This is a genomic window from Gammaproteobacteria bacterium, from assembly GCA_029862005.1.
Taxonomy (GTDB): domain Bacteria; phylum Pseudomonadota; class Gammaproteobacteria.
Genome location: JAOTYD010000017.1, coordinates 15,482 through 27,967, shown reverse-complemented (window position 1 = coordinate 27,967; position 12,486 = coordinate 15,482). Strand labels below are relative to the sequence as shown.

12 protein-coding genes are annotated in these 12,486 nt (G+C 55.4%); 9 read left to right on the top strand and 3 right to left on the bottom strand.

Annotation, left to right across the window (positions count from 1 at the left end; all coding sequences use genetic code 11):
* Positions 1-44 precede the first annotated feature (44 nt).
* The 3 genes from OES20_11775 (at position 45) to OES20_11765 (ending at position 1,687) form a co-directional block, all read left to right on the top strand.
* A complete protein-coding gene (locus tag OES20_11775) occupies positions 45-413 on the top strand; it encodes a PA2779 family protein (protein MDH3635371.1) in 369 nt (122 codons plus the stop codon).
* Complete coding sequence (locus tag OES20_11770) at positions 414-1,361, top strand: PA2778 family cysteine peptidase (protein ID MDH3635370.1); 948 nt, start codon at positions 414-416, stop codon at positions 1,359-1,361.
* A gap of 119 nt (positions 1,362-1,480) precedes the next feature.
* Complete coding sequence (locus OES20_11765; GenBank protein ID MDH3635369.1) at positions 1,481-1,687, top strand: hypothetical protein; 207 nt, start codon at positions 1,481-1,483, stop codon at positions 1,685-1,687.
* 125 nt (positions 1,688-1,812) lie between these two features.
* On the opposite strand, the gene OES20_11760 is transcribed toward OES20_11765, so the two are convergent.
* A complete protein-coding gene (locus OES20_11760; protein MDH3635368.1) occupies positions 1,813-2,589 on the bottom strand; it encodes a class II aldolase and adducin N-terminal domain-containing protein in 777 nt (258 codons plus the stop codon).
* Positions 2,590-2,701: 112 nt separating this feature from the next.
* On the opposite strand from OES20_11760, the gene OES20_11755 reads away from it, so the two are divergent.
* On the top strand, positions 2,702-3,292 hold the full coding sequence (locus tag OES20_11755) for an ACP phosphodiesterase (protein MDH3635367.1): 591 nt from the start codon (positions 2,702-2,704) through the stop codon (positions 3,290-3,292).
* Here the strand turns inward: OES20_11755 and OES20_11750 are convergent.
* The gene (locus OES20_11750) at positions 3,289-4,686 is read right to left on the bottom strand and encodes an FAD-binding protein (protein MDH3635366.1); all 1,398 of its coding nucleotides are present in this window, start codon (positions 4,684-4,686) and stop codon (positions 3,289-3,291) included. The genes OES20_11755 and OES20_11750 overlap by 4 nt on opposite strands.
* A gap of 158 nt (positions 4,687-4,844) precedes the next feature.
* Between OES20_11750 and OES20_11745 the strand changes: the two genes are divergently transcribed.
* The 4 genes from OES20_11745 to OES20_11730 all read left to right on the top strand — a co-directional run bounded on the left by OES20_11745 (position 4,845) and on the right by OES20_11730 (position 10,508).
* Complete coding sequence (locus tag OES20_11745; protein MDH3635365.1) at positions 4,845-6,764, top strand: diguanylate cyclase; 1,920 nt, start codon at positions 4,845-4,847, stop codon at positions 6,762-6,764.
* Between the two features lie 32 nt (positions 6,765-6,796).
* Positions 6,797-8,296, top strand: coding sequence for a diguanylate cyclase (locus OES20_11740; GenBank protein ID MDH3635364.1), 1,500 nt, complete (start codon positions 6,797-6,799; stop codon positions 8,294-8,296).
* A 132-nt stretch (positions 8,297-8,428) separates the two neighbouring features.
* Positions 8,429-9,361: a DMT family transporter gene (locus OES20_11735; GenBank protein MDH3635363.1), complete on the top strand. Its 933-nt coding sequence runs from the start codon at positions 8,429-8,431 to the stop codon at positions 9,359-9,361.
* Positions 9,354-10,508: an MFS transporter gene (locus OES20_11730; protein ID MDH3635362.1), complete on the top strand. Its 1,155-nt coding sequence runs from the start codon at positions 9,354-9,356 to the stop codon at positions 10,506-10,508. Before OES20_11735 ends, OES20_11730 begins: the two co-directional genes overlap by 8 nt.
* Here OES20_11730 and OES20_11725 read toward each other — a convergent pair.
* Positions 10,482-11,531, bottom strand: coding sequence for an aromatic ring-hydroxylating dioxygenase subunit alpha (locus OES20_11725; GenBank protein MDH3635361.1), 1,050 nt, complete (start codon positions 11,529-11,531; stop codon positions 10,482-10,484). The two genes, OES20_11730 and OES20_11725, sit on opposite strands and share 27 nt — an antisense overlap.
* 58 nt (positions 11,532-11,589) lie before the next feature.
* Between OES20_11725 and OES20_11720 the strand changes: the two genes are divergently transcribed.
* Positions 11,590-12,486, top strand: a complete 897-nt coding sequence (locus OES20_11720; protein MDH3635360.1) for a DMT family transporter — start codon at positions 11,590-11,592, stop codon at positions 12,484-12,486.

Here is a 12,486-nt window from a genome sequence, read left to right as displayed (position 1 = left end):
TACTATTCGGGTTAACCAAGCCCATCAAAACTGAGGAGAACACCATGCTGAAATCGAAGTTTATGCGCTGCTTGCTGGTAGCTTTTACTGCCCTGGCGGTGAGTTTACCGGGTCAGGCAGGAATGGTTGGTACCGCACAATTGCAAGACAGCCTGTTGTCTGTCGATCTCGGTAGTATTGCCGCGAAACGGGACTGGATTGAGCAGCAGCTGGTTCTCGGCGGTGTCGAAGCCATGGATGCCGAGACTCGCGTCGCGTCAATGACCGATGCGCAGGTGATAAAAATTCACCAACGCATTGACGAGGCCCCCGCGGGGGGTGCAGACGCACTGGTAATTGTCATCCTGATTCTGGTCATTACTGAACTGATGGGGTACACCGATATCGTCCCCAACTGGCCTGCCTCCGAGTAGTTGAAATTTGCTAACAGGCGTGCACGCGCGATTACGTGCACGCTGGTTTTACTGGCTTTCCTCGGCGGCTGTGCGACCTCTCCGCAAACCCGGTCGCTGCTGGATAATCCCCCGGATATTCCTCCCCGAGCCGAACTGACCGAAGTCCCGTTTTTCCCCCAGCAGGAGTATCACTGCGGGCCCGCATCGCTGGCCAGCATCATCTCCTATCGGGGCACCGCGGTAGAACCCGAGCAGATAGTACCGCTTATTTATGTACCCGAACTAAAGGGCAGCTTGCAGGCCGAGGTAATCGCGGCAACGCGGCAATTTGAATTACTACCGGTTCAGCTCGATGGCACTCTCGAATCCCTGTTACGTGAGATCGCCGCCGGCAATCCGGTTTTCGTGTTGCAGAACCTTGGTCTGGATCTGGTTCCAGTGTGGCACTACGAGGTAGTCGTCGGCTACGACTTTGATCAACGCATTATGATTATGCGTTCCGGCCTCAAGCCCCGGGTGACCCGTTCCTTTGCACTGTTTGAAAAAACCTGGCAGCGGGCAGGTCATTGGGCGCTCGCGATTGTGCCGGCAGATTCGATTCCGCAGACGGTCAGCGCCAGTGCTTACCTCGAAGCCGTTATCGGCCTGGAGCAGGTAGGCCGAATAAACACTGCCCATCGTGCCTATACCACGGCGCTACGGCGCTGGCCCGAAAACCTGGTGGCCCACAGCGGCCTGGGTAATTCCGCCTACGCGTTGGGGGAATTTGCCGAGGCCGAATCGGCTTATCGCGCGGCGCTGCAAATCGACCCGGAAAAGGCGGATGTCTGGAACAATCTCGCCTATGCGCTGGCCCAGCAGGGCCGACACGAAGCTGCCATCGGCGCGATCAACCGCGCGCTCGAACTCGATCCCGTCAACCAGAACTACAAAGACAGCTATCACGAACTCTCCCATTGGCAATAAGCCCACAAAATCGATGCGAACGCGGCGGACATTCGAACCATCATGAGTTTTTCCTTCGATTGTCTCATTTGTGTTTAGTCGCCACGGGAAATATCCTGCAAAAGTGTAGCGAGGCATGGATGCCGAGCTCCAAGCGATTCCATGGATGGACCAACCGGCGCCTGCGCCGGTTGGGAGCGTCTTTTGCGGGATATTTCCCGTGGCGGCGTTCTGAAAGATACCCGCTTGACCGGGAAAGATTGCCAGGTGGGGATTTGGATGTAGATGGCGCCATCATGGATTTGCACCGGGAAGGTTTCCAGGTCGATGCAAACCGGGGCGCTTAGCGCCTTGCCGGTGCGCACGGCGAAGCGACCCTGGTGCAGCGGTCACTCGATCACGTTGTCGATGACAACGCCCGACGAGGCCGCGTTGGTGGGCGTCGGCTTGTTCGTGACCTGGTCACCGCTGGTTACAGTTTGTAATCGGGTTCTTCGCGATCGAGGATGGCGCGTACTTCCTGCAGGTGGGCCTCGGCATAACGGGAATGGTTTATATAGTCATCCCACTGACCTGCCGTTTTCTCGGCCACTTCATCGCTGACAACGCGCAACGGTTTGCCGGTCATTAACGCGGTAATATAATTGCAGCAGGCACGTTCGAAATAGTAGAGCTCGTCGAATGCGATCGCGATGGTCTCGCCGACCGTCATTACGCCGTGATTACCCATGATTAATACCCGGTTATCGCCCAGGGTAGTGGTCAAACGCTCGGCTTCATCGCCGAGCCCCATACCGTCAAATCCGTCGTCAACCGATACCCGGTTGAAAAAGCGCATCGTGTTCTGGTCGATCGGGGGCAGGCCGTGCTGCTGTATCGATGCCAGCACGGTGGCGTACTTCGAATGCACATGCAGTACGCAGCGAGCCTGTGGTACGTTGCGATGCATTGCACCATGAATCGCCCAGGCAGTCGGATCGGGTGCGTTGGGTTTGTCCATGGTTGAGCCATCATTGGCGTCGAGCATTAACAGTTCGCTGGCGCGGATATTGGAAAAATGACGTCCCAGTGGATTCACCAGGAATTGGCTGCCGTCTTCTGATACCGCGTAGCTGAAATGATTGGCAACCGACTCATGCATGTCGAGCCTGGCGGTCATGCGAAAGACTGCGGCGAGATTGACCCGATCTTCGTAATGCGGATCGCTTTCGGGGGTTACAGAACGGGTACCGACGGCGGAAATGGACATGATTCGTTCCTGTTGATCTGGGGTAATAGGAGATTAAAGCGCAGGAAACTGGTCCTAGCAATACATTTTTCCTGATCGCCGCCATGCAAGTTTTTGATTTATAGTAGCGCTCATGAATCACTTTGCGCACCTGGTGTTAGCACAGCCGACGGTTGAATCCACGATCGGTAATCTGCTTGGTGATTTTGCGCGCGGAATCGACCCGGAATTACTGCCCGGGGCGGTCAGGGCGGGTTTGAATAATCACCGTGCGGTCGATCGTTTTACCGATACACATCCACTGATCAGAGAAATGAAGCAGGGATTCAGCCCCGATCGCCGCCGCTTTGCCGGCATCGCGCTGGATATCTATTTCGATCACCTGCTGATAATCCATTGGAAAAAATTCGAAGCCCGGAATCTGGAGGATCTGATCGCCAGTTTCTATCGGCACATGTCGAACGGCCAGGCATTGATGCCTGCTGAAAACATGCGGCGGGTAACCCTGCGCATGATTGACTATGACTGGTTTGGTTCCTACCGCGATCTTGACGCCGTTGCCGAGGCACTTGATCGGGTCGCGGGGCGCATCCGTTTTGCCAACCAGTTTGACAATGCAATCGAGGATTTGCAGCGCAACCATGAATCGATACGCGATGGTTTTTTTGAGTTTTACCCGCAGCTGCAGCAATACGTCGAGAACCAGGCGATCGAGACTCGCTAGCAATCGACAATCTTGCCGGGGTTCATGATGTTTTGTGGATCCAGTGCCGCCTTGATCGCTTTCATAGCATCCACCGCGCCGTCACCGTGCTCGTTGCGCATGTGTTTGAGCTTACCGATACCGATGCCGTGCTCGCCGGTACAGGTGCCACCCATGGCCAGCGCACGCTGCACCATGCGATGGTCGAGTTCGAGCGCTTTGGCCAGCATGGTGTCATCGTCCGGATCGATGAACATGGTGGAGTGAAAGTTTCCATCGCCGACATGACCGATGATCGGCGCGAACAACCCGGAGGATGCGATGTCCGCCTGGGTCTCGGCGATACAGTCTGCAAGCCTTGAAATCGGCACACAGATATCGGTAACGTAACCCTGATAGCCCGGGTATACCGCGAGACCTGCATAGTAGGCGTCATGTCGTGCGCGCCAGAGTCGATGACGATCTTCCTCTTGCTCCGCCCATTGAAAGCCGGTCGCACCGAAGTCCTGTGAAATTTCGTTAAACATTTGTACCTGCTCGGCGACGCCCGCACGGGTGCCATGAAATTCGAGGAACAGTGTATCGAGTTCCGGGTAATCTGTTTTACTGTAGGCGTTGATCGCCCTGATGTAAGCGCTGTCGACAATTTCGATGCGCGCCATCGGAATGCCCATCTGGATGGTCTGAATCGTCGCTTCCGCCGCCGAACGTACGTCGGGGAAATTGACGATGGCGGCCGAAATGGCTTCCGCCAGGCCATAGAGTCGCAGGCTAACCTCCGTAATAACGCCGAGCGTACCCTCGGAGCCGACGAAGAGGCGCGTCAGGTCATAGCCGGCCGCGGATTTACGCGCGCGCGTTCCGGTTCTTATGATCTCGCCGCTAGCGGTAACCACGGTCAAACCGAGCACGTTTTCACGCATGGTACCGTAGCGTACCGCGTTGGTTCCGGAAGCCCGTGTTGCCGCCATGCCGCCGATCGAGGTATCGGCACCGGGATCGATCGGGAAGAACAACCCGGTATCGCGCAGGTACTGGTTGAGTTGACGGCGCGTGACGCCGGCCTGCACGCGGCAGTCCATATCCTCGTTTCCGACTTCGAGGACTTGATTCATCTGCGAGAGATCGATGCAAATACCGCCCTTTACGGCCTGCACCTGGCCCTCGAGCGACGTGCCGGTGCCAAACGCGATCACCGGTGTTGCGGTCTCTGCGCAGAGCTTGACGACAGTGGCGACTTCCTCGGTACTTTGCACGAAACAGACCGCATCGGGCTTCTGTACAGGGTGCCAGGATTCACCATGACCATGCTGTTCAAGTACCGAACTGCTGGTGCTGACCCGGTCACCCAGGATTGTGCGCAGTCGCTCGATCAGGGTTTCCCTGGGGGGAACATTCGCTGCCGGATGATTCATAGCCTGGTTGCCGGTTACCGATGCCAGGTTGAATTATGCTACAGCGCAGATTTTTTACCACTCTGGTGTAAACGCGGTGGAGCGCCCGGCGCATGGAAAAACAGGGTATCACTCCTATACTTGATGCTTATACGAAACGAAATTTAACCGGGTACTAAATGCCGACCATAGATGTGTTAGCGGTAGCGCAGGCACAGCAAGCACCAACATCAGAGTTTTCTAGTCTGACCCGGGAAGAGCTCGAGGTCGAACTGGGAAAGCTGAGGCGTCGTGAAAGCCTGTTTGACGCAACCGAGCAGGCGGCAAAGATTGGTCACTACGAGTGGAACTATCAACTCGATCGGCTTGAATCCTGTTCGAAGGAGTATGCAAACCTCTACGGCATGAGCATCGAAGAGGCGCTGGCCCATCAGGATAGTTGGGAAAAAACAGTGCAGCAAATCCATCCCGATGACGAGGAACATTATCGGCATTCCTGGGAGACATTACGGGATAAAAAGATACTGGATGCCCGCTATCGCATCGTACTGGATAATGGCGCGATAAAGCATATCCGCGAGTTTGCAGTCATCGTAACTGACGATGATGGGAATGAGCACGGTAGTTTCGGGATTGTGCAGGACATCTCTGATCAGGTCAGGTACGAACGTGACCTGGAGTATCGCGATGAACTCTCAAGCCAGACCGAGGCCATCACTGACATCGGTCATTTTATCTACGACGAGGACAAGGAGCGCTATGTCTACATCAGTGATGGCTGCGCGCGCATTTTCGGAACCACGGCCGAGGCTTACCAGGAGAAAATGCGCAGCGTCGAAGACGATCTTGCAGATATCGTTAGCGAGGATCGCCAGCGCGTGGCCGACGAATATCGCCACTACATAGAGACAGGGCAGGATTGCGCACTGGAATTTCGCATCAAGCGCGCCGATGGTTCAATCCGCTGGGTGCGCGAACTGACCCGGGCCAAGCAATTTAGTAATGGGGGGGTGCAGCAGACACTCGGTGTGATTCAGGATATCACCGAGCGCGTCGCACGCGAACAGGAACTGCTGTACAAGGATGCGCTGGCTAACCAGGCCGAGGCCATCACCGAGATCGGACACTTTATCTACGATGAAATCAAGCAAAAGTACCTCTTCGTTAGTCCGGGCCTGGCTCGTATCTACGGTATGGACGGCGAGCAGATTGTCACCAGGCTTGTGCCAACGGAGGGTGCCAGCGAAATCATACATGCCGATGATCTTGCCCGGGTACAAAAGGCTTACGACAAGTTTCTTTCCGAGGGGGGTGAATGGCAGGTGGAATTCCGTCTCAAGCGTGGCGACGGAGAGTTGCGCTGGGTGCGTGAGGTAGGCCGGGCTTACCTGATGACACATGGTATACCGGAGCAATCGATCGGTGTGCTGCAGGATATCACCCGGCAGAAACAGTCCGAGCAGGAAATCATAAGTGCCAGGGATTCGCTCGAACAGCAGGTCGTTGAACGCACCCGCGAGCTGGCGAATACCGTCAAGCAGCTACAGGTCGAAATTGAAGAACGCGAAAAAATTGCGGCCGAACTGGACTTTTTGGCCAACCACGATGCCCTCACCGGGCTGCCGAGTTTGCGCCTGTGCAAGGATCGTCTCGACCAGTCCCTCGCAGAAGCGCGCCGTAATCGCCAAACCTCGGCGGTCATGTTCGTGGACCTGGATGGATTCAAGGAAATTAACGATCAATACGGCCATGATTTCGGGGACATGGTATTGAAGACGACAGCGGAGCGTATCAAGTCAGAAATTCGCGAAACGGATACGGTCGCGCGAATCGGTGGAGATGAATTTGTAATCATCCTGTCCAGCTTGCCGGAAACGGCGATCGCCGAAAGAATCGCGGCAACCGTGATCGAGCAGGTTGCGAAACCCCTTAAAATCAAAGACGTTGAAGTCACGATAACCGCGAGTATCGGCATTTCACTTTATCCCGAACATGGCACCACCGCTGAAAAATTAATTCGGGCGGCTGACAAGGCCATGTACGAAATCAAGCGTAAAGGCAAGAACAGTTTCGGATTCGTAGGATCCGTGAGTCTTTAGTTTTAAACGTATAAATTCGATTTAGCTAAAACATGAACGATCTAAGCCTGCCCGCAGAAACGAAGAATTACCCGGATACTTCTGAACTCGAAGCTGAAGTCGAAAGACTGCGCCATCAGGAACTGTTTCTCGATGCGACCGAGCAGGTGGCGCATATCGGGCACTGCGAGTGGGATTACGAAACCGGATCTCTTAAATCCTGCTCCAACGGCTATGCAGGTATATTCGACCAGACCGTCGCCGAGATAATGCAGTCGCAAAATGCCTGGGATCTGATGCTAAATACCGTGCATCCGGAGGACAGAGCGCTATATACCCAATCCTATAATTCACAGGGAAATGCCGGTGCGCACGATATCGAGTATCGGATTTTGCGTAACGATGGCGAGGTCAGGTTCATCTATGAAATTGGCATGGTTGAAAAGGGTGATAACGGCAAAATAAGTTCCTCGTTTTGCCTGTTGCAGGACATTACCGAACGTAGGATCTACGAGCAAATGCTTGAAAACCGCGATGCCATCGCGCAGCAGGTCGAGGCGATTACCGATATCGGTCATTTTACCTATGATCCGATCACCGCAACCTATGCCGACCTCAGCGAGGGGCTCGCCAGAATTCACGGCGCCACGGTTGATGAATACCAGAGCATGGTCTCTTCGCGGGCAGATTATATCGAGGACGTTTACCCTGAAGACCAGGAAAATCTGATGGAAACATACAGTCGGCATGAAGAGGACGGCCAGAATTACAGCGTGGAATACCGGATACACCGGTCCGACGGCGAAATGCGCTGGGTGCGCGAGCAGGGCACCGCGTTACGGTCTGCAAGCGGCGATGTGGTTCAGTCGATTGGGGTGGTACAGGATATCACCCAGCAAACCCAGACCGAACGGAGTTTGCGCGAAGCCCGTGATTCGCTCGAGGCGATGGTAAAGACCCGGACCCGTAAACTCGCCGACACGGTAAAACAACTCGAAGGCGAGATAAAGGAACGTGAAAAAATCGCTGCCGAGCTCCACTTCCTGGCGAATCATGACGCCTTAACCGGACTACCGAGTCTGCGTCTTTGCAAGGACCGGCTTGATCAGTCGCTCGCCGAGGCGCGTCGCAGGGGACACATGTCAGCAGTCATGTTCCTGGACCTCGATGGATTTAAAGCCATTAACGATGAGCATGGCCATGAATTCGGTGACCTGGTATTGCAGGCTACAGCGCTCCGTATTAAAGCTGAAATTCGCGAAACCGATACCGTCGCGCGCATTGGTGGTGATGAGTTCATTATTATTTTATCGAGCCTGCCGGAGTTTGCCATTGCTGAGCGCATCGCTGCTGGTTTGATCAAGCAAATAGTACAACCGATTCGGGTTGAAAAAGTCGAGGTAGTGGTTAGCGCAAGTATCGGCATTTCAATTTATCCGGAAAATGGCACGACCGCGGAAGCGTTGATACGAGCGGCGGATAAAGCGATGTACCAGATCAAGCGCCAGGGGAAGAATAACTTCGGCTTTTTCAAAGACGAAACCTCCATTTAGATAATGTCCGAAGCTGCTGCATGCTGAGACGATTGCGTTAGCTAACCTATCGGCACGAGGTCGGCTTGAGTATACTTTGCTGTCTGTTGGCCCACCTGCGATACGCACGAAAGCCCGATTCGAGACCGCGAAATGGCATTATCTTCCAGCCTGGTTAGCCGACACCACGACCATCCCTCGCTCGGTATAGCGACCTTTATTGGAAACCTGCTGCTGATGGCATTGCTGAGCGCTGCGGTACGCGAACTGGTCAACCGGGATTACCCATTGAGCGAGGTCCTGTTGTTTCGCTACCTGTTCGCGAGCGGATTTTTCTGGATTATTCTGTTTTCAACCGCGGGCTTGACCGCGCTTGCCACTCGCCGTCCACTGGACCATGCCATTCGCAGCGTCAGTGGTATTGTCAGCCTGGGATTGCTTTATTTCGCGCTTACCCGGATACCGATTGCAGACGCGACCGCCATTTCCTACGCCGCACCCATATTCATAACCGTGTTGTCTATTTTTCTGCTCGGCGAGGTGATCGGGTTGCGGCGCTGGTTAGCGGTAATCGCCGGTTTTGTCGGGGTCTTGCTGATCTCAAAACCAGGGGCAGGTGGCTGGGGGGATATCGGGGTGATTGCAGCCGCAGGCTCGGCCTTTACCGGTGCCCTGGTAGCGATCTGGCTGCGTAAGCTCAGCAGCAGCGAAAAGTCGGTCACGATCGGTATCTATTACAATAATCTCGGCTGCCTGGTGTGCCTTGCCTGGGTGCTGTTGTCGGGATGGTTAACGCCACGTGGCGGCGATTTATGGCTGTTCCTCGGGTTTGGTCTGGGTTGCGGGATGCAGCAATGGTTGTTAACGGTTTCGTTTCGTTATGCAGAAGCAAGTCTGCTGGCACCGTTTGAATACCTGGCCATGGTTTTCGCGGCGATTGTCGGATATATGTTCTGGGGTGAAGTGCCGGTTTTAACAACCTGGATCGGCGCCGGTATCATTGCTGCAAGCGGCCTGTTTATTTTTGTGCGGCGACAGAAACGGATGAAAACGAATAAACCGCCGGAATCCGTGGTCATTGAATAAGCGCCTGACAACACTGTTGGCATCGATGCTGGTCACCTTTGTGCTGGGTTCGGTGCACGCGTTTTCGGTTTTTATTGTACCCCTGGAAAAGCTGCTCGAACTGCCACGCTCTGAAATCAGCCTGATTTATTCGTTCGCGCTGGTTGGGATTACGCTGGCGGTGTTAATGGGTTATCGGGTTTACAACTTGTTGCCGTCCTGGTGGCTGGTACTGGTAACCTGCCTGGTCGCGGCTGCGGGCTTGTTGCTGGCGGCAAAGGCCACCAGCTGGTGGCAATTTTTCCTCGGCTACAGTGTCGCCTTCGGGCTTAGCAACGGCGTCGGTTATGGCTTTAGCCTGCAGCTGGTAGGTCGGGTCATGCCGGAGATCAAGGGATTGGCAATGGGTGCGGTCACCGCTGCTTACGCGGTGGGATCGATTGCGTTCGCCAGGATATTTGCGTGGCGCATCGAGCTGGTTTCGCTGGAATCGGCACTGCTGGCGATCGCGCTGGCGCTGACTGGTTTCGGATCACTCGCCGCAATCATGCTGCGGTTTGCCGACGCACGCTACGGGCTAGCGCCGACTGACACCCTTCTTGATAGTCCTGGCATCGACAGGCGCAAGATATTGCATTTCTGGTTCGCATACATGGCCAGTGTTTTTGCGGGGCTGATGGCCATTGGACACGCCGCCGGTATCGCCCTGTCGAAAAACGCCACTACGGAACTCGCTACGCTGGCGGCAATCACCATCGGTATCGGCAGTGCCCTGGGTGGATTTCTCGCAGGATGGCTGGTAGATCGCTGGCCGGTCAATCGCTTTCTCGTTGGTCTGCCCCTGCTATCGGCGTTTGCACTGCTGGCGATAAGTGCTTCGTACAGTGCGCCGCTTGTGGTCGCTTTACTTTCCCTGGTCGGACTGGCTTACGGTTCGATAATCGCGATTTACCCGGTGGCGATATCGGACACTTTCGGTGAACGCGGTCCACAGGCCTACGGGCAGGTATTTATTGCCTGGGGATTTGCCGGGCTGGTTGCACCCTGGTGCGCCGGCCTGGTTTATGACCTGAGCAATGGTTATGGCCTGGCAATGTTGATTGCAGCATTGATCGCGATTGGTTCGGCGATCAGTGCCGGGCTATTCAGGCTCGGCAAACCCGCTTAAAGCGTTACGCACCAGCTGCTGAAAATAGATCGTACCGGGTTCCTGGTCCGGGGAAAGCGCGCCTCCCGGGTAGGCACCCGAGGCGAGGTTACGCTGTACCAGTTCGCAAATTGCAATATCTTCGTCGATAACCTGCTCTGAGTTTGGGCGAATTAATGCAGTATCGATTCCGCTTGCGCCGGCTTTTTCGCTATGCGACCAGAACCAGCGGTGTATTCGTATCGCATTCGCGCCAAGCGGCAGCACCGTTTCGGCGTTAAACGCGTAGTCGGCAAAATGCATCAGTAACCCCGGAAACTTGTAAATCCAGAATCCCTTGCCGGCACGACTTTGATCGCGTCCGGCGTCATAGTTGACATCAAACCCGACAAACTTGCCGTTATCGTAAGTGTCGATGCGAACCGACTCGCGCTGCATCGACGATCCCAGGTCGCGGTGTACCATGCCGACGTGGTATCCCTCGCAGGAATTATCGCCGTAAGTCTTCCAGTTTGCCGCGGCCTCCCGGGTGACATCGCCGTCATAATGCATGCTCGAAGTTGCATCAAATTTTGCCGCGATTGGCACAATATCGCCCAGCCAGGTGACCAGGTCAGGTGCGGATTCGTCGAGGCATGCGAACACCATTCCATTCCAGCTGTCGACTCGGATCGGTATCAGGCCCATCGCTTGCGGATCGGCAATCGCGTCATTTTCGAAGCCGGGCGTTTTCAGTAGTTCGCCCGAGCAGGCGTAGCGCCAGCCGTGATATCGACAGACGAAATCCCGACAATGTCCTTCACCCTCCAGCACCAGCGGGCCGGCGCGGTGCCGACACAGGTTGTAAAACCCCCGCAACGTCGATTGCTGATCGCGCACCACCACCAGCGGCCATTTCATCAAATTCAGTGCCAGGTAATTGCCGGCCTCGGCGACGGCCGATTCCACTCCGACGAGCCACCAGTGCTTGCTGAAAATGTGCTCGCATTCATAGGCGTAGGTTGCGGGATCGTGGTAGTGGTGATGGGCTAAGGTCGTGGTCATAATCGAATCAGCGGTGAAAGATTGCATTTCCACGTGAGATGATGTTCCAATCCAGGCTATGCCGCAACAATCAAATCTACTGGGCTGCCTGTGGATGGTAGCCGGGGGGCTGCTGTTTGTCGCCGTGACCGTGCTGGTGCGCCACCTGGGCACGGATATGCCCGCGGTACAGGCCGCTTTTATCCGCTATTCGATTGGCCTCATCCTGGTGCTGCCGCTGTTGTGGCGCATGCGCTGGCGCGGGATCAGACCCGGCAGTTTCAAACTTTATTTTTACCGCGGAATCGTACACGGCGTCGGCGTGATGTTGTGGTTCTTTGCGATGGCGCGTATTCCGCTAGCAGAAGTGACCGCAATCGGCTTTTCGACCCCGGTGTTTACCGCGATCGGTGCAATCCTGATTTTCCATGAAAAAGTGAGACTGCGTCGCATGTTGGCGATCGTCGCCGGTTTTGTGGGTACGCTGATCATTCTGCGGCCCGGATTTCAGACGATCGAGGCCGGTTCGCTGGCGCAGTTGATCGCGGCATTTTGTTTTGCCGGATCCTTCCTGCTCGCCAAGCACATGACCCGTAGCGAGAATTCAGGCGATATCCTGGTGATGCTGACGATTTTCTGCACCCTGGCGTTGCTGCCCGGCGCCATCTACTACTGGCGCGAACCGACCTGGATCGAAATCGGCTGGCTGGCGCTGGTCGCCGTGTTTGCCACCACCGGACACTATGCGCTTACGCGCGCGATCGCATACGCTCCATTGACGGTTACCCAGCCGCTTTCATTCCTGCAGCTGGTATGGGCAATCTTATTTGGTTACTGGCTGTTTGACGAGATTCCGGATAACTGGGTTATTGCCGGTGCCCTGATGATCGTGGGCGCGATCAGCTACCTTACGCACCGCGAAGCGGTGGCGGCACGTCGCAACAGGATTCAGGCGGCCGCATCTTCGCCGGTTTAA

Coding starts and splice junctions, on each gene's coding strand:
- OES20_11775 (MDH3635371.1), top strand. CDS start 45: ATGCTGAAATCGAAGTTTATGCGCTGCTTGCTGGTAGCTTTTACTGCC.
- OES20_11765 (MDH3635369.1), top strand. CDS start 1,481: ATGCCGAGCTCCAAGCGATTCCATGGATGGACCAACCGGCGCCTGCGC.
- OES20_11760 (MDH3635368.1), bottom strand. CDS start 2,589: ATGTCCATTTCCGCCGTCGGTACCCGTTCTGTAACCCCCGAAAGCGAT.
- OES20_11755 (MDH3635367.1), top strand. CDS start 2,702: ATGAATCACTTTGCGCACCTGGTGTTAGCACAGCCGACGGTTGAATCC.
- OES20_11750 (MDH3635366.1), bottom strand. CDS start 4,686: ATGAATCATCCGGCAGCGAATGTTCCCCCCAGGGAAACCCTGATCGAG.
- OES20_11745 (MDH3635365.1), top strand. CDS start 4,845: ATGCCGACCATAGATGTGTTAGCGGTAGCGCAGGCACAGCAAGCACCA.
- OES20_11740 (MDH3635364.1), top strand. CDS start 6,797: ATGAACGATCTAAGCCTGCCCGCAGAAACGAAGAATTACCCGGATACT.
- OES20_11735 (MDH3635363.1), top strand. CDS start 8,429: ATGGCATTATCTTCCAGCCTGGTTAGCCGACACCACGACCATCCCTCG.
- OES20_11725 (MDH3635361.1), bottom strand. CDS start 11,531: ATGACCACGACCTTAGCCCATCACCACTACCACGATCCCGCAACCTAC.
- OES20_11720 (MDH3635360.1), top strand. CDS start 11,590: ATGCCGCAACAATCAAATCTACTGGGCTGCCTGTGGATGGTAGCCGGG.